17 protein-coding genes are annotated in these 15,617 nt (G+C 68.2%); 16 read left to right on the top strand and 1 reads right to left on the bottom strand.

Going from position 1 to position 15,617, the window contains the following annotated elements; translation table 11 throughout:
• The first annotated feature begins 33 nt into the window (after window positions 1–33).
• A complete protein-coding gene (locus tag H4W80_RS45585) occupies window positions 34–702 on the top strand; it encodes a ribonuclease HII (protein WP_192790749.1) in 669 nt (222 codons plus the stop codon).
• Window positions 703–741: 39 nt separating this feature from the next.
• Window positions 742–1,065: a DUF2469 domain-containing protein gene (locus H4W80_RS45590; RefSeq protein ID WP_026215037.1), complete on the top strand. Its 324-nt coding sequence runs from the start codon at window positions 742–744 to the stop codon at window positions 1,063–1,065.
• A 1,532-nt stretch (window positions 1,066–2,597) separates the two neighbouring features.
• Here the strand turns inward: H4W80_RS45590 and H4W80_RS45595 are convergent.
• The gene (locus H4W80_RS45595) at window positions 2,598–3,875 is read right to left on the bottom strand and encodes a helix-turn-helix domain-containing protein (RefSeq protein WP_192790750.1); all 1,278 of its coding nucleotides are present in this window, start codon (window positions 3,873–3,875) and stop codon (window positions 2,598–2,600) included.
• Between the two features lie 148 nt (window positions 3,876–4,023).
• On the opposite strand from H4W80_RS45595, the gene H4W80_RS45600 reads away from it, so the two are divergent.
• The 14 genes from H4W80_RS45600 (at window position 4,024) to H4W80_RS64015 (ending at window position 15,508) form a co-directional block, all read left to right on the top strand.
• A complete protein-coding gene (locus H4W80_RS45600; RefSeq protein ID WP_192790751.1) occupies window positions 4,024–4,899 on the top strand; it encodes an SAM-dependent methyltransferase in 876 nt (291 codons plus the stop codon).
• Window positions 4,896–5,234: a hypothetical protein gene (locus tag H4W80_RS45605; RefSeq protein ID WP_192790752.1), complete on the top strand. Its 339-nt coding sequence runs from the start codon at window positions 4,896–4,898 to the stop codon at window positions 5,232–5,234. The genes H4W80_RS45600 and H4W80_RS45605 overlap by 4 nt, the downstream gene beginning before the upstream one ends.
• Window positions 5,231–5,848, top strand: a complete 618-nt coding sequence (locus H4W80_RS45610; protein WP_192790753.1) for a hypothetical protein — start codon at window positions 5,231–5,233, stop codon at window positions 5,846–5,848. The genes H4W80_RS45605 and H4W80_RS45610 overlap by 4 nt, the downstream gene beginning before the upstream one ends.
• 304 nt (window positions 5,849–6,152) lie before the next feature.
• Complete coding sequence (locus H4W80_RS45615) at window positions 6,153–6,683, top strand: hypothetical protein (RefSeq protein WP_225964016.1); 531 nt, start codon at window positions 6,153–6,155, stop codon at window positions 6,681–6,683.
• Window positions 6,684–8,097: 1,414 nt separating this feature from the next.
• Window positions 8,098–8,544 (top strand): hypothetical protein, encoded by a 447-nt coding sequence (locus H4W80_RS45620; protein WP_192790755.1) that lies wholly within the window; start codon window positions 8,098–8,100, stop codon window positions 8,542–8,544.
• Window positions 8,544–8,936 carry a hypothetical protein gene (locus H4W80_RS45625; protein WP_192790756.1) on the top strand — a complete coding sequence of 131 codons (393 nt, stop codon included), beginning with the start codon at window positions 8,544–8,546 and terminating at the stop codon, window positions 8,934–8,936. The genes H4W80_RS45620 and H4W80_RS45625 overlap by 1 nt, the downstream gene beginning before the upstream one ends.
• The gene (locus H4W80_RS45630; RefSeq protein WP_192790757.1) at window positions 8,933–9,694 is read left to right on the top strand and encodes a hypothetical protein; all 762 of its coding nucleotides are present in this window, start codon (window positions 8,933–8,935) and stop codon (window positions 9,692–9,694) included. The genes H4W80_RS45625 and H4W80_RS45630 overlap by 4 nt, the downstream gene beginning before the upstream one ends.
• Window positions 9,695–9,696: 2 nt before the next feature.
• Window positions 9,697–10,410 (top strand): FtsK/SpoIIIE domain-containing protein, encoded by a 714-nt coding sequence (locus H4W80_RS45635; protein ID WP_192790758.1) that lies wholly within the window; start codon window positions 9,697–9,699, stop codon window positions 10,408–10,410.
• A complete protein-coding gene (locus H4W80_RS45640; protein WP_192790759.1) occupies window positions 10,407–10,832 on the top strand; it encodes a hypothetical protein in 426 nt (141 codons plus the stop codon). The genes H4W80_RS45635 and H4W80_RS45640 overlap by 4 nt, the downstream gene beginning before the upstream one ends.
• 66 nt (window positions 10,833–10,898) lie before the next feature.
• Window positions 10,899–11,306 carry a hypothetical protein gene (locus tag H4W80_RS45645; RefSeq protein WP_192790760.1) on the top strand — a complete coding sequence of 136 codons (408 nt, stop codon included), beginning with the start codon at window positions 10,899–10,901 and terminating at the stop codon, window positions 11,304–11,306.
• A 253-nt stretch (window positions 11,307–11,559) separates the two neighbouring features.
• Window positions 11,560–11,802 (top strand): hypothetical protein, encoded by a 243-nt coding sequence (locus tag H4W80_RS45650; RefSeq protein WP_192790761.1) that lies wholly within the window; start codon window positions 11,560–11,562, stop codon window positions 11,800–11,802.
• Window positions 11,803–11,916: 114 nt separating this feature from the next.
• Window positions 11,917–13,365: a replication initiator gene (locus H4W80_RS45655; RefSeq protein ID WP_192790762.1), complete on the top strand. Its 1,449-nt coding sequence runs from the start codon at window positions 11,917–11,919 to the stop codon at window positions 13,363–13,365.
• Window positions 13,366–13,839: 474 nt separating this feature from the next.
• Window positions 13,840–14,034, top strand: coding sequence for a helix-turn-helix transcriptional regulator (locus H4W80_RS45660; protein ID WP_192790763.1), 195 nt, complete (start codon window positions 13,840–13,842; stop codon window positions 14,032–14,034).
• A gap of 1 nt (window position 14,035) precedes the next feature.
• Window positions 14,036–15,508 (top strand): tyrosine-type recombinase/integrase, encoded by a 1,473-nt coding sequence (locus H4W80_RS64015; protein ID WP_192790764.1) that lies wholly within the window; start codon window positions 14,036–14,038, stop codon window positions 15,506–15,508.
• Window positions 15,509–15,617 lie beyond the last annotated feature (109 nt).

A 15,617-nucleotide genomic window follows, 5' to 3' on the forward strand; every position in this document is an offset into this window, starting at 1 on the left:
TTCGCGGCGTATGGGGCGTACGCTGCCTCTGTCATGACAGTTGCGTTCCGCCCTCGGCCAAGCGTCGTCCGGCGCGATTCCGGACTCTACGCCTATGAGCGGGCGCTCGCCCGCCGCGGCCTCACCCCCATCGCGGGCGTCGACGAGGCCGGCCGCGGCGCCTGCGCGGGGCCCCTCGTCGTCGCGGCCGTGATCCTGCGCAGGCAGATCGAGGGCCTCGGCGACTCGAAGCTGCTCTCCCCGGCGGTGCGCGAACGGCTCTACGACCAGATCGTCCGCGTCGCCCACATCGGCATGGTGATCATCCCGCCGGGGGAGATCGACGCTAAAGGTCTTCACAAATGCAACGTTTCAGGAATGCGGCGGGCTGTCGCACAGTTGCCTTGTGACCCGGAGTACATCTTGACGGACGGCTTCCCGGTGCCGGGCCTCCCGGCGCCGTCGCTGGCCGTGTGGAAGGGGGATCAGGTGGCCGCATGCGTGGCGGCGGCGTCGATCGTGGCCAAGGTGACGCGAGACCGCCTCATGGTCACGCTCGACGAACGCTACCCGCAGTACGGTTTCGCCGAGCACAAGGGGTATGTCACACCAGGACACCGGCTGGCGCTGGAAACGCACGGGCCGTGTCCTGATCACCGATACTCCTTCGTCACGGTGGCGAGGGGGATGGGTGAAAATGAAATGGGGGCCGGGGTTGCCTGACCAGGCGAACCGGGGGACCGGTACGACAGGAGGACCGCGATGAGCGCAGAAGATCTCGAAAAGTACGAAACCGAGATGGAGCTGCAGCTTTACCGCGAATACCGGGATGTCGTCGGTTTGTTCACATACGTGGTCGAGACTGAGCGTCGGTTCTATCTGACCAACTCGGTCGACCTCGACGTCCGTACCGCGGAGAACGGCGACGTCTTCTTCGACGTGAAGATGCAGGACGCCTGGGTGTGGGACATGTACCGGCCGGCGCGGTTCGTGAAGAACGTTCGAGTGGTCACGTTCAAGGATGTGAACGTGGAAGAGCTGGCCAAGGCGGACCTGGAGATGCCCAAGGAGGGGTTCTCGGGGTAACTGGGCGGGGCTCCGTACGCTCTCTCAGCTTGCCCGGCCGCCGGCGGCACGCCCCTGCCCTGGACAGGCTCAGCCGGCACCGCGCCCCACAACCTCACCACCACACGCGACAGGCGTCCCTGTGGCGGGGCCACACGCGTGCTTCCCACGGCGAGCCGCCACTGTGCACCGGCAACGGCGAGCCGCCACTGTGCACCGGCAACGGCGAGCCGCCACTGTGCACCGGCAACGGCGAGCCGCCACTGTGCACCGGCAACGGCGAGCCGCCACTGTGCACCGGCAACGGCGAGCCGCCACCGTGCACCGGCAGAGCGAGCCGTGCCTGTGCACCGCAACGACCGGCCGTGCCTGTGCACCGCAACGACCGGCCGTGCCTGTGCACCGCACCTGCCTGCCGTGTCTGAGCACCGCGCCTTCCGACCGCCACCGTGGACTGCACCCGGCCAGCCGTCACTGTGCGCCGTGCGGGGCAGCTAAGGCCGTGTACCCACTCTCATAAGCTCCCACCGTGCCCCAGACCCCGCCCAACACCGTGGCGCCCGGCTGGCTCAGTGTGGCGTACAGCCCCCAACCCGCCACCCATCTCGCCCCCCTGGGAGCGCACCCGCAGGATTCACAGCTCGCACAGCACTCCCACAAGCCGCGATAACGCACAGGCACCGCAGAGCACACCATGCACAAAAGCGTGCCCACAACTGCCGCCACGGAGCGCCACGTCGAGCCACGACGCCCCGCCCACAGCCACATGCGACCAACCGGCCGGAACGCCACAGACCACAGCCGTCGGCCCGACAAACCCTCACCCGCGAACGCGACCCCCAACCGCAGACCCCCAACCGCAGACCCCCAACCGCAGACCGCAGACCGCAGACCGCAGACCGCTGGCCCAGACCCCGACCCCCATCTCTGACCTGAGCGCCGTCCCCTCCATCTGGGAAACGCGCTATCCACAACCGAGCCCGGGCCCACCCCCACCATCCCCAGAAGAACATAGGTCGTCTGTGGACGCTGGAAAGAGACTGTTGCGGCCCTGATCAGGGGGTTGACGGCTATCTGACCTGCGGAAAGGCGGGAGAGATGAAATCAGGGGGTCCCATAGAGTCTCACGGATGCTCACTGTCGCTGACTGTTCGCGGGCCACACACGGGCCAAGCTTTTGGGGGCGTGCGCAGGGGTTATCCCGGCGACAAGGGTTCGCCTCCTAGCCTTCCCGTCTGCCGTCGCCCACCGCTCGGAAGCATGTCATGGCCCGGGGGGAAAGATGGAGCTCCCTACCGGAAGAACGATCTTTCCCCCCGGGCCATGACATGCTTGGCTTTGCCTGGGCGATGGCCGGCGGGAAGGCGGCCCTACAGCAACCACCTGCTGCCTGCGCTAAACGATCATGGCCATCCCGAAGTCGGAGCCCCCGCCGGAGGCGGGTCCTTTATGTTCTGCACAGGGCTACGGCGAGTCCAGCGGGCCAGAGGCACGCAGTGCGGCGGCCAAGCCCGAGGGGGTTCCCAAAAGGCTTTCTGGTTGCGCTTGTGGGCTTAGAGGGTGACGCCGACGCGGCGGGCGAGTCCTCGCAAGCCGGAGAGCTTGCTGTGGGGATCCCGGCGAAGTAGCTCGGTGATGACTTGGCGGGTACCGGAGCGTCGTACTTCGGAGGGCGCTATCTTCTCGGCGATGAGCAAGGCTCGTATGGCGCGGTCGGTCTTGCCCCAGAGGGCGTATGCCTCGGCGATGCCGGTGTAGTAGCTGCCTCGTCGTTCTAGCGTCGGGATTTGGTTGGGGATGACCGCCTTGGCGTGTTCGATGGCTGTGCCTGCGTCCCCTAGCACGATGGAGACGCCCATCTTGTAGATGGGGACGTGTCCATAGCCCAGAGTGAGATTGGGGGCGTGATGGGCGGCCTCGTCGGCTTCGGTGAGCATGTCGAGCGCTGAGTGTCGGTCCTCAAGGCGAGCGGCGGCAATAGCGCCAGTAGAGAGCAGAGCACCATAGGCCCCCCACGCGTGAGGTGTTGCGTCGGCGAGTTGGGGCCGGAGGGATTCTGCGGCTGAGATAGCGACGTCGCGAGCCTTGCGGTACTCGGCGGCGCGATGGAACAGGCTGATCAGGTCGCGCCGACATTCCCCTATGGCTTGGAGATCGGAGCTTGCTTGCGCGACTTCGACGCCTTTGTGGGCGGAGATCCATGCGTAGGGCGAAGCACTGAGCTTGATCAGGGTGCGCGTGGTGAGGTGGTAGATGCGCGCGGCGGTGGCCATGTCGGCAGGGGTTGAGACGGCTGAGGCAACGGGGAGGAGCGCGGCGAGTTCGTCTGCCAGCGGGAGGTAGCGAGCAGCGGCGAAGTCGCGCTGAGCACGAATGAGTGAGCGGGAAAGCGACGCTGCGGGGCTAGCTGCCTGAGAAGTCGGCGTAGTCGGGATAAGAGCATCCCGAAGTCGTGCGACGGCGGCCGTACTGGGTTCAGGCTGCCCCGCGAGGTCGTCGAACGCGCCTCCGGCCAAGAGCGCCGCACTGGTGATGAATTCACGGCGTTTCGTTGCCTCACCTCCCGAAGAACCCACGATAGTCCGGTTGGATGCGTAGTCGCTATCCCACGCCCTGATGAGCCGTCCATTCGCGCCAAGAGCCTCATCGACAAGCTCGGCCAGTACCCGCTCGGGGTTGCGTTCGCCCCGCTCAACGCGGCTGAGGTAGCTCTTGGAAAAGAACGTCAGCTCGTGAAGCGTATTGAGCGATACCTTCTGACGCTCGCGACTCTTACGAAGCGCTTCGCCAAATCGCACGGTTGCCTCTATCCGTTGCCCGGTTGCCTGCATGAGGCAACCCCTCGGTGTGGCGATATCTATCCCACATCCTTGACCGCAGGCAGGCAAGGGAACGGCAAGAACGGCAGTCAATAGGACGGGAGCCGCAGGCGCTGACACGCCGTACGGCTCCCTTGATCAGGAATCGAGGTCCTGACCCATGGCACAGCATACGGCCAGTGCGGAAGCGCGAGACGGCAGCAAGGACGGCCCAGCGGCGTTGGACGCCGATCTGCTCGGGCATCGGCGGGGGGCGTGGCCGGTGATTAATCCGAATGTGCCGAATGTGGCGCGTATGTACGACCGCTTCCTCGGCGGCAAGGACAATTACGAGGCCGACCGGGCGGCGGCTGCGGAGGCGCTGCGGCTGAATCCCGATGCGGCGCGGTGTGCGCGGGGGAACCGGGCGTTCCTGGGTCGGGCGGTGCGGTTCGTCGCCGGGTCGGGGGTGCGTCAGTTCCTGGATGTCGGGACGGGTTTCCCGTCGATGGGCAATGTGCACGAGGTGGCCCAGAGCGTCCATGGTGACGCTCGGACGGTGTACGTGGACTATGACCCGGTCGTGGTTCAGCACGGGCGGGCGCTGCTGGCCACGGACGGACACACCGTGATGGTGGAAGAGGACCTTCGCAAGCCGGGACGGGTCCTTGAGCAGGCGGCCGATCTGCTGGACTTCGGTAGGCCGGTATGCGTGCTGCTGGTGGCGTGTCTGCACTTCGTCACCGCGCAAGAGGATCCGTACCGGATCGTGAAACGGCTGATGCGGTTCACAGCGCCGGGAAGCTATCTGGTCATCTCGCACGTGATCAAGACGCCGAAGACGGTGGCGGCTGCTGCTGCCTACCAGGGTGCGTCTGCGCCGGTGGTGCTGCGGACGGACACGCAGGTCGGCCGGTTGTTCACGGCGGCGGGCGTGGAGTTGGTGGAGCCGGGGCTGGTTCGTGTCCCGGTGTGGCGGCCAGAGGTGGATTCGCAGCTTGCGGCAGAGGACGCCGCGAGGGTGGATTTCCTGGGCGGGGTCGGGAGGAAGGCGTGAACGCGGGGGCGGGGGTGGTCAGCCCTGCGGAGAGCCTGGCGCGCAAGCTGGCTGAGGAGTTGGAGCGGTACGGGATCGCATCGCAGGTCTCCGAGTGTCAGGGGGTCGCGCTGGTGGGGATCTGGTCGGTCCGGCTCGCGGTCTGGTGCGAGTGGGGGTCGCAGGGCTGGCGTTTTCGCTGGTGTCTGAACGATACGAGTGCGCGCTGGACGTATACCTCGTGCCCGTGCTCGGCGATGGAGACGGCGGTGCGGCGGCTGGTGGACCGCTACCGGATGCGGCATAGGCAGGTGTACGGGACGGACCCCTTCGGCACGGGTGAGGTGCCGTCGTGAGCGGCAAGAACGCGGCGGTGACGGCGTTCCGGTATCCGTACGTGATCGGCTGGACGGGCGAGGCTGAGAAGCATCGCCTGATCTGGGTGCCTCGGCCGCTCGGCAGTGTGCGGTTGAGCTACGTCGATTCGCGGCCGGGTGATTACGAGCTGGGTGTGCTCCGTCTGCGGCAGAACGGCAGGCGGGCGGGGCGGCCGGACTTTACGACGGTGAACACGCGTCGGCAGTGGCGCTGCATGACCCGGTCGTGGTGTCAGGTGTGCGCGGGGTCGGCGGTGGAGGCGGAGACGGGGCGGATCTGGTGGCTGTTGTCGTCGGATCAGGGTGACGCCGGGGACGGCTACACCAATGCGCCTCCGACGTGCCGGGCGTGCATCCCTGAGGCGATCTCTCAGTGTTCGCATCTGCGCCGTCATGCGGCGGTGTTCACGGTGGGTGCGTGTGTTCCGTTCGGGGTGCGGGGGGATGTGTTCCTGCCGGGCCTGCCGCCCGTGGTGCCGTTGGCCGTGAACCGGGTGGTGCGTTTCGATGATGCGGAGTTGCCGCATTGCGTGGCGCGAGAGCTGTTGATGCGGGTGGTCGATGTGCGGGAGGAGACGGCCATCGATTGCTGACCCTTGAGCGCCCCCGGTTGAGTATGCGCAGCCGCGCTTAGCCGGGGTGCCGCCCCCGACCAGGCAGGCAACTGATCACCGCACATCCGCGCCAAAGGCTCACAACCTCTGTCCGGGCGCGGGCGGTGGTCGTTGCCAGGCGGTTCCGTGGCCCCACCGCGCAAACCCCGCCGTCTGGTCGGGGGCATCGCATTGTCCAGGCAAGGTGAAGGGAGGCTCCGGTGGGAGCGGCACAGGTGGTGCACGCGGTCATGGTGGGTGAGCGGTGAGCGGGACAGCACCGGGCATGGTGAAGGGGGGCGCGGTGAAGCGGGGCCGCAAGCCGATACAGTGCCCGGTCAGCGTGGAAGAGCTGGGCAGGCGGTATGCGTCCAACTCGATACGAGGGCTCGCGGAGTCGCTGGGGGTTGCGCCCGTAACGGCGAAGCGCTGGTTGAGGGCAGCGGGGATTGAACTGCATCCGGTGGTGAAGCGGGGGCCGGAGCCGATGCGGTGCCCGGTCAGCGTGGAAGAGCTGGGCAGGCGGTATGCGTCCACCACGGTGCGGGGGCTGGCGGCGTCGCTGGGGGTGTCGTCCTCGACGGCGAAGCGCTGGCTGAGGGAAGCGGGCATCGGCAATCGTCCGGGTGGCCGGGGCGGCAAAGAGCGGATCGACATGGCGGTCTTGATCGCGCGTTACGAGGGCGGCGAAGGACTGATGAGTCTGGGCAGGGCCTATGGGCGCGACAAGGTGACGGTTCGCCGCTGGCTGCGTGATGCGGGGGTGGAGTTGCGTGGACCTGGGCGACCCCGGAAGCGGGCCGCGTCGGGGTCTGATCGCGGACAGACGGGGTAAGTCCCGGACGCTGGCGCACACCGCGCAGGGCGTGGCTGGCGGGCGCGGGCTGTCGTGGGGTCGCGCCGGGCATGCGACGGCCTTTCGGGTGGGTCGGGGCGTCGGCGGGTGTCGGTGCGGTTCGATGGGCGCGGCGAGGGCGGGCCTGCCGGACGGCGAGGGCGAGCACGGCGCGTCAGCGCCGCGCGCAGTCCCGATGCCGGTCCGGCCGGCGCGTCCCGTGGCCGAGTCCATCCGGGCGGGCAACCGGGGTGTCGGCGCGTGCCTGCTACGGCCCGGCAACGGCCGTGGGGGTGGGGTTTGCCCGCGAGCGAAGCAATGCGGGCCACGCGCGAGCGAAGCGACGCGCGAGCGGGGCGGGGGCAAGGGGAGGGGCGGCAGCCCCTCCCCCAAGGGAGGGGACCGGGGAGGGGAACCCCTCCCCGGGCTTGGGCAGGAGCGGCGGGGGCGAGACGACGCGGGCGGGTTCATGTGTCACGGGCTCTGGCATGAGGTGCTGACACTCCACTCATGGGGGCGGTTACGCGGGTGGGTGAGGGGGGCGGGTGGCGGGCTACCTCTCCGAGCCCCCGGCGTGGTTACGCGTAGCGAGCAATTGATGACTGGTATAGATGCGGGGTGGCTATCCGCTGGAGGGGGGATGGCTGCTCACAGGGGCGTCTAGGGCTGGGTGGCTACGTGGCTCGCCTTAGGCGCCCACACATCAAGATCAATTCCGCGGGACGGTGGCCCGCGTCCCGCCCGGCTCGGCCGGGCGGGCTTGATGTACTAGGGAAACTCATCACACACGCCGCTGGCTGGGCTTTTCGATGGTCGCGCCTCGCCAGGGAAGGGGTGTCCGTCCTTTCGCGCCCTGGTGGGGCTTTGCTGTGCTGGCGGCTATCGGGTTGCGGCCTGGGTAGCTGGAGAGGCGACCTCGCCCGGGATCCTCCCTGCGTGTCACGCCGACTCGGGCGAGGCCGCCACTCGCGCGGGATGTGGCTGGCCAAGTCAGCTCCCGGGGACGGGACACCCCCCGATGCCGTCCCCGGGGCTGACTCATGCGCTTGGCTTGGCTACCAAGCTCCGGCCTTAGGGCTCCATACGGTGACCGGTCGGCCTTCTATGAGCAGGAGAAGAACCGCAGGTTCAGCATGCGGGGTCGGCGCGCTATGAGGAAGCATTCGGGCGGGCGCGGCGCGACGACATATGCACTTTTGACCTGGGAAGATTAGCGATGACCTCGTCCGGGATGGGTCGCACGTGCTCTCCGTTCCTCGGGCGAGGTCGCCTGCTGTCCGGCCCTAGCATGCGGGACACGGTCTGGCATGCCGGTATGCCGTAGCGGTATGACGCTGAACCATTCGAACGCGCGTTCGAGTACTGCCTGCCAAGGTGGGTGTCACGGGGACACCCCAGAGGCAGGGAGAGACGTATGCGCTTCCCGATCGACACGAGTCAGCTCGGGTTCACGGTCGCCTCGCCGCCGACTCCGGCGAAGGACTTCGCGACCAAGAAAGTCAAGGTGACCGAGGACGGTCTACCGATCATGGTGGTCCGGTTGCTGGCGATGGACGGCAGCGACTCCACGATGATCAAGTTCAACCTGGCGGGGGAACAGCATCACCTGGTGCCGGGCCTGCCGGTGCGGGTGGAAGGTCTGGCCTACGGCACGGCGAAGGACGGGGACGTTCGCTGGTGGAGCGCCACGGGCGTGGTGCCGCTCAACGGCGGCGCGGGCCACATCGCTCCCGCGTCGAACGGCTCCCCGGCGGCCGGTGAGCAGGGCGCGGCGGCGGGCACGCGGGGGCGTAACCCGATCGGGGCCGCGCGCCACTCGGTGGCCTCGGCGGCGGGCGAGTCGTCCGGGGGCGAGGGCTGATGGATCTGGTCATCGCCCCGACCGAGAACGCGCGGGTGCACACCTGGCGCTTACCGCACGGCTGGCCACTGCTCAGCTTCGCCAGCATGACGGGTCAGCTCGTGGTGGTGCGCGTGGATCACCTGTCCCCCTCCGGCGCGGCGTGGTTCGCCTCGGCGCTGTCGCGCTCGGCGGCGGTCTTCGCCTCGGAGGTCCTGGGCTGCTTCGGCGAGGGTGAGCCGGGCTGGCTGCTGCGCGGACACGGCCCGGACGGCAGACCGGATCTGACGGACGCCGCTCCGGTGTTCGCCGGGGATCCGCCCGCCGTGGCGGGCGCGCGGCTGCACTCCCTCACCCACCAACCCCCCTACCCCGGCGACGGGGACGGGGACGCGGGCGAGGTGGCGACATGACGGGGCTGGTGGGTCCGCAGGTTCCCGGGCGTCCCTCGGGACTGCCCCCGGCAATCGAGATGCCCGCCGTGCCGATCCGGGCGCAATCCACCCCCGGCTCGCGGCTGACGGTGTACGTGCTGCGTCCGGCGTGGCTGGCCCGGCGCGAGATCGCCCTGACGGCTGCCGTGCTCGCCTCGGTGGGCGGCGGCTGGACGTACGGTGGCTGGCCGATCGCGGTGGCGGTGGCGGTCTGCCTGCTGGGTGCGCTCGGCGGGGTTCCTGCCGTGCGGGGCTGGCTGGTGGATCTGCTGTGGCGGGCGCACGTGATCCGCCGCTGGGATCGGGCGGCCCGCTTCGCCGGACTGGCCACGCACAACGACCGCATCCCCCGCGTGATGAACGCGGAGCGGACGGCGGCCGGGGAACGGCTGCTCGTCCGTGTCCCCAAGGGTGGCGCGGCCTGCGACGTGGAAGACCGCGCCCCATGGCTGGCGGCCTCGCTGGAAGCCTCCGCCGTGCGGGTGGCGGTCGATGAGAGCAACGCCCGGTACGCGCACGTGGAGGTGATCCGGCGTGATCCCCTCGACGGGTTCGGCGTGCTGGCCTGGCCGTGGGCCGATGCGCCCGATCAGGGCTGGGTGACCAGCGCGTGGGATCCGATCCCGGTCGGCGTGTCGGAGACCGGGGAACTGGTCACGGTCTCGCTGCTCAGCGACGGCCCTGAACAGGTCACGGGCGGCGGCCTAGACCAGATCGAGGGGAGGCCGGGCCGGTGAGTGTGCACACGATCATCGGCGGCGGCCCGGATGCGGGCAAGTCGGTCTCCCTGCACACGCTGATCGCGGGTCTGATGCTGGACCCCGCGACACAGGGCGTGCTGATCGACGGCAAGCGGGGCGTGGAGCTGGCCTGCTGGGAGCAAGTGGCCTACGGCGGGATCCGCACGGACATCGACAGCGCGACGGCGGGCCTGCAATGGGCGCGCGATCAGATGGAGGAGCGTTACGGCTACCTGGCCGCGTCCGGCGCACGGAAGATCACGCGCGGGATGGGTTACGGGGTGCTGGCCGTGGTCATCGACGAACTGGCCACGTTCACGCTCCACCCCGAGAAGAAGAAGCGCGAGGCGTTCCTGGTGCCTCTGCATGAGCTGGGTGCGCGGGGGCGCGCGGCGGCGGTACGCGTGATCGCGGCCACGCAGAAACCCGGCTCGGACGTGGTGCCGACCTACATCCGGGATCTGTTCGATACCCGGTGGGCGCTGCGCTGCACGACGCGGGAAGCCTCTGACACCGTGCTGGGCTCGGGCTGGGCGACGCGGGGCGTGGATGCCTCGACCATCCCCCTGGGATCGCCCGGGGTCGGCTACCTGCTGGCCGGCTCGGCCGGGCCGGTCCGTCAGAAGGGCTTCTACCTGTCCGACCGGCAACTGTCCGACCTGGCGGCGTATGCGGCTGAGCTGCGCGCCACGACTCTCACCCCCTGGAGATGACCATGCATGACACGCTCACTGACCGGACGCGCGACATCCACGACAGCACGGAGTACGTCACTCCTCGGCCGGTCCGCATCGCTCAGGGCTGGATGTACGTCCAAGCCTTCCTCGGGATCGCTGCCAGTGTCCTGCTGGTCGCTCTGCTGGCACCGTCCGGCCCGCTGCCGGGGGGCGTCTGGGCGCTCATCGGTGTGTCCGTCGCCTTCTACGTCGGGCTCGGCGTGCTGGGCGGGCTGCTCGACTCGCGCCGCCGCTGGATCCGCGTTACGGCGCTGATCCTGGAGACCCTGATGATCATTCAGGGCGGCGTCTCGATGATCACCGGCCCGAACCTGGGCACGGCGGTCGGTCTGATCGTCGCCGTCGTCGCCGTGCGCTACCTCGCCCACGAGGAGACCGCGCGCTGGCTGCACCGCTGACGCCCGGTCAGCTCAACAACCTGTCCAAGAGATCAACTGTTCCGCAAACACAAAGGAGAAACGATCATGTTCAAGCCGTCCACCGTCTTCGCGTCCGCCATCCTCGCCGCGACCCTGGCGGCGGTGCCCGTCACGACCGGCGCGGCCAACGCGGCGACGACGACGCAGACCACCACGCAGGCCAGCACGCAGGCCAGCGCGCAGGGCTCGGCGTCGGCGTGCCGAACCCTGCGGGTGACCGGGGTTAACGTCGCCATCCGCGACTTCCCCTTCGTCAACGGCCTGGTGCTGCGAACCGTCAACACGGGGACCGTCCTGACCACCTGCGAACTGGTGCGGGGCGAGCCGATCAACAGGTACCTCAACAAGTGCGGCAGGGACGGACGCAGTTGGTACAAGGTCCGTTCCGGCCGGACGAGCCTCACCGGTAGTCCGTTCGGGTACGTGCCCGCCACGTGCGTGCGCGTCGGCTGAGTCGCGACTGAAAGTCACCGTAGGTGAGCTGCCCGGCATCCGCTACGGACCGGGCAGCTTTCCGGAAACGGCTCTTACCTGCGGAAATACGGGAAATCGTTGAACCGGGCGGCGGGTCGGCGCGTACAACCCGTATCTGACAATCCCGTCCGAACGGACGGTCAAGACGTAAGACGGGGGTTTCCCCCGGGGATGGGGTCGCGGGCGATGCGGGGCTCTCCGCGACAAGGGAGACGACGACAAGGAGAAGACAGTGCGGATGTGGGTCACCGAGGGGGAACTGGTGGAGATCGGTGAGGCTTACGCGGCCGAACGGTTCGTGAGCTGGCTGAAGAAGTACGGGGAGAAGGAACTGGAGCGGACCCTGAGGGAGTTCGTTCACTCGCCGTGGGGGCACGGCGGGCTCGGCGCGGGGCTGCTGTCCGATGACAAGGACCTGGAGGCGCTGCGCGATGCGGTGCTGGAGCGGTGGGAGCCGATCAGGGCGGGCGGCTGATCGTCGGCTCTAGATCAGGCGGGGGTCTAGAGCGGGCGGTGTTCGCACGAGCGGGGGCGGCGAGTGGGGGCCGCTCCTGATGCGGATCGCCTGAAGGAACGGGGAGATTGTCAGATGATCAAGAGTCAGACGGTACTCGGGCAGATGATCGCCCGCATGGCTGATGAAGATGACTACCGGCGTTGGACGGCTCAGGTGGAACGGGCCGGGCACTGTGTGCGGCCGGTGCGGCTGGTCGGCTCGGCGATGACGGTGAACGCGGCGACGGGCGAGATTGAAGCCACCTACGCCAGCGAGCAAGAGCCGGGCGGGGCGCTGCTGGTGGCGTGTAAGGACCGCCGCGAAAGCGTCTGCCCGCCATGTGCGGCCCGCTATCGCGCCGATGCCTGGCACGTGTTCGCCGGTGGCGTGACGCCGGATGATGGCGGTGATCAGGTGGGGCATCCGATGGTGCTGGCCACGTTCACCGCGCCCAGCTTCGGACGCGTGCATGCTGCCCGTGATGGCGGGGTGTGCCGGGCCGCTCGGGGTGGTAGACGGGGCAAGCGGACGTGCGAGCACGGTAGGCCGCTGTGGTGCCATGCGCGCCATGAGGCGGCTGACGGGATGGTGGGGGCTCCGCTGTGTGAGGACTGCGCCGACCTGGCCGGGCTGGTGCTGTGGAACGCCAGTGTCGGGGAGCTGTGGCGGCGCACGGTGATCTACGTCTATCGTGCGCTGGCGGCGCTGGCTCCTGCTCTGGATGGGCGGGCGGTGACGGTGCGGCGGGTGCGGGAGGTGCTGCGCATCTCGTACGCCAAGGTGGCCGAATTCCAGAAGCGTGGCGTGGTGCACCTGCATGTGCTCGCCCGGCTGGACGGCGTGAACCCCGATGACCCGGAACAGACGATCGCGCCCCCGGCGTGGGCCGATGTGAACCTGCTGACGGCAGCCTTGGCGCACGCGGCGGCGCGGGTCAGTGTCCCGCTTCCGGTCGTGGACGGGCGTGCGGCGGCGGTGGCACGCTGGGGCGCTCAACTGGACGTGCGGCCGGTGCAACCCCGCGAGGTGGACCGGGCACGGGTGGCGGGCTATCTGGCCAAATACGCGACCAAGACGGTTGGCGACAGCGTGAGCGGCCTGCCCTCCTCGCGTCCGCGTGCCGATGAACTGGACGTGGACGGGGGCGGCAGGATCCCGGCGCACGTGGCGGCCCTGACGGCGACAGTGCGCAGGTTGGCGCGGCTGGGTGCCTGCCGGGCGCTGCGGCTGGCACGGCACGTGCACACGCTCGGCTTTCGCGGGCACGTGACCTCCAAGAGCCGCCGCTACTCCACGACGTTCGCGGCCCTGCGCGAGGCGCGTCGGGCTTGGCGGCGGTCGCAGCGAGCACGCGAACGGGACCCGTGGGCGGGAGGGGACACGGGCCTGCCCGATGACGACAGGGCGGGAACGGTCCTGGTGGGTGACTGGCGGGTCGCCGGGATCGGCTACCGCACGCTAGGCGATCGGGTGCTGGCCGAAGTGCTCGGCCGTGAGCATCGGCAAGCCCGCGAAGTGCTGCGGCTGGGGCTTGCAGAGTAGATCGGCGCGGCGGCGGCCGGCAGTTGAGATGAGAGTCGCCATCAGGCAAAACGCGCCGAAGGCACCACCTTTGATCTTTGCTGTTGGTTGGTCTTTGGTGGCTGCATCCTGTGCTTGATCTATGGTGCGCAACCCACACCGTGGGTGGGTGGGTGGGCCGCCCCGAGCGCACACAGTAACGATCGACTACAGAGCGTACCCACTTGAGATGATCTTGGCGTGGGCGCGGTCCGGCCGGTGACGGGCTACGGTCGGCGTGGCTCTCCAAACGGGAAAGATGAATTACCGAATACCATTTCCCGTCATTGGTCAATTGCGGTACGCCATTCCTCATTCTTCTGCCTGGAAATGCCTCAAAAGATTGGCATGTATGGGCTGAATGTGCAATCGCGAAGCGATCCCGCACGGGCTTAGTCCTTCCAGGCTCCTGGCCCGTGGCTGGCCCGTGAACCCTCTGATGAAAGGTGACGAGAGATGAGCCGAGATGATTTCCTGACGATCGCCGATGCTCGCCGTATCCTGCAGGTTCCCCGATCGACGTTCTATCGGTGGCTGGCCACCGGGCGCGGCCCGGAAACATATCGAATTCCTAACGGCGAAAGACGAATAAAGCACGATGACTGGATAAAATGGTTAGAGAGTCAAAAAACGGAAATGGAAGGTGGCTGACGTGTCGGCAATCGACATCCAATTCTGGAAGATCCGCAAGCGTGAGGGGCGAAAGAAGCCCTGGGAGTTACGGTGGAGAATCAACACGGGAACCTATTCTCTGTCGTTCCTGACCAAAGCGCTAGCCCAGAAATTCCAGAGCAAGCTCACTCGGGCGGCCGAGACCGTAGGCGAAGAGTGGGACCTACGCACCGGGCAACCCCTGTCCTGGACCCGCCAGCAACGCACCTGGTTCGACCACTCCTGCGACGTGGCGGCGGCCGAATGGGACGGTGCGGCGGCCGGTAGCCGGCGGCGACTCGCCGAATCGTTAACCGAGATCACCATGAACATGCTGGGAGATTCCCCGCGCGCTCGACGCACCCGCCCCACCGACCAGGTCTTGCGTAGGGCGCTCAGTCAATGGGCCTACCGGCCCGGCCGGATCGCCTCCGAGGTCGTGCCTGACGACATCGCGGCGGCGCTTGCCTGGCTCGGCGACCACACCCGGCCGGTAGCTGAGCTGGCCGATGATGAACACCTGCGTGCCCTGCTGGCGGCGATCAAGAAACTCCAGAACGGCAAACAGGCGGCGGCCACGACTGCGCGCACCCGCCGGGCGATCCTCTTCAAGTGCCTGGACCGCGCCGTGTCGGCCAAACTGATCGCCCTCAACCCGCTATCGGCGATCAAGACCCGTCGTCGCCACATGGATGATGCGGTCTCCCCTGTGGTCGTGCCCACCCTGGCTCAGACTCGACGGCTGCTGTGGGCAGTGCGGGAACTGCGCGGCCACGGCCAGTACCGCGATCGGGGGCCGCACCTGTTCGCCCTGTTCTGCCTGATCTTCTACGCGGGCGTACGCCCCTCTGAGGGTCTGCATCTGAAGGTGGAGCACTGCCAACTGCCGATGGGCGGTCGGTGGGGCAGCATCACCCTGATCGGGGCCTGCCCCGAGGTCGGCGAACTGTGGACCGACGACGGCGAACGACACGACGAACGCGGGCTCAAGCATCGCAGCAGGAAGACGGTCCGCATCGTCCCGATCCCCCCGGAATTGGTCGTGATCCTGCGCGGCCACCTGCTCACCTTCCCCCCGGCCCCCGATGGGCGGCTGTTCTACGACGGCCCCGACCGGGGCAAGGTGCCCGGCGGGGTGTACCGGTCCGTCTGGCGGCGTGCCCGCAAAGCCGCTCTCAACCCGGATGAGCACGTCTCCGAGGTCGCCAGACGGCCCTACGACCTACGGCACGCCAACGCCAGCATGCTGATAGCGGCGGGCGTGGACACTGCCGAGATCGCGCGACGGCTCGGACACTCCATCCGAACCCTGCTGACCACGTACGCGCACTGGATCAAGGGTGGTGAGGACGCGGCGAACGCCCGAATCGAAGCGGCCCTATCCGGCGAAACGATCACTGATAGTGCCCTGACCTGCGAAAATGGAAACGACGGGCCACCCACGGGCCAACCGGACGAATCCGGGGCAGCGTAGCCGTAAAACCCCAGGTCAACCCCCTGATTGTGGATAACCCAACGTTCTCCCCAGAACCCCGTTCGGGCCCACCCCCACCACCCCTCATCCACGAAAGTCGGTGCCCGGA

Source organism: Nonomuraea angiospora (assembly GCF_014873145.1).
Lineage (GTDB): Bacteria > Actinomycetota > Actinomycetes > Streptosporangiales > Streptosporangiaceae > Nonomuraea > Nonomuraea angiospora.

What these genes read in the sequence shown, in the direction of transcription:
- H4W80_RS45590 (WP_026215037.1), top strand. Translation starts at nt 742, where the DNA reads ATGAGCGCAGAAGATCTCGAAAAGTACGAAACCGAGATGGAGCTGCAG.
- H4W80_RS45585 (WP_192790749.1), top strand. Translation starts at nt 34, where the DNA reads ATGACAGTTGCGTTCCGCCCTCGGCCAAGCGTCGTCCGGCGCGATTCC.
- H4W80_RS45620 (WP_192790755.1), top strand. Translation starts at nt 8,098, where the DNA reads ATGCGCTTCCCGATCGACACGAGTCAGCTCGGGTTCACGGTCGCCTCG.
- H4W80_RS45660 (WP_192790763.1), top strand. Translation starts at nt 13,840, where the DNA reads ATGAGCCGAGATGATTTCCTGACGATCGCCGATGCTCGCCGTATCCTG.
- H4W80_RS45630 (WP_192790757.1), top strand. Translation starts at nt 8,933, where the DNA reads ATGACGGGGCTGGTGGGTCCGCAGGTTCCCGGGCGTCCCTCGGGACTG.
- H4W80_RS45600 (WP_192790751.1), top strand. Translation starts at nt 4,024, where the DNA reads ATGGCACAGCATACGGCCAGTGCGGAAGCGCGAGACGGCAGCAAGGAC.
- H4W80_RS45645 (WP_192790760.1), top strand. Translation starts at nt 10,899, where the DNA reads ATGTTCAAGCCGTCCACCGTCTTCGCGTCCGCCATCCTCGCCGCGACC.
- H4W80_RS45595 (WP_192790750.1), bottom strand. Translation starts at nt 3,875, where the DNA reads ATGCAGGCAACCGGGCAACGGATAGAGGCAACCGTGCGATTTGGCGAA.
- H4W80_RS45640 (WP_192790759.1), top strand. Translation starts at nt 10,407, where the DNA reads ATGACCATGCATGACACGCTCACTGACCGGACGCGCGACATCCACGAC.
- H4W80_RS45625 (WP_192790756.1), top strand. Translation starts at nt 8,544, where the DNA reads ATGGATCTGGTCATCGCCCCGACCGAGAACGCGCGGGTGCACACCTGG.
- H4W80_RS45655 (WP_192790762.1), top strand. Translation starts at nt 11,917, where the DNA reads ATGATCAAGAGTCAGACGGTACTCGGGCAGATGATCGCCCGCATGGCT.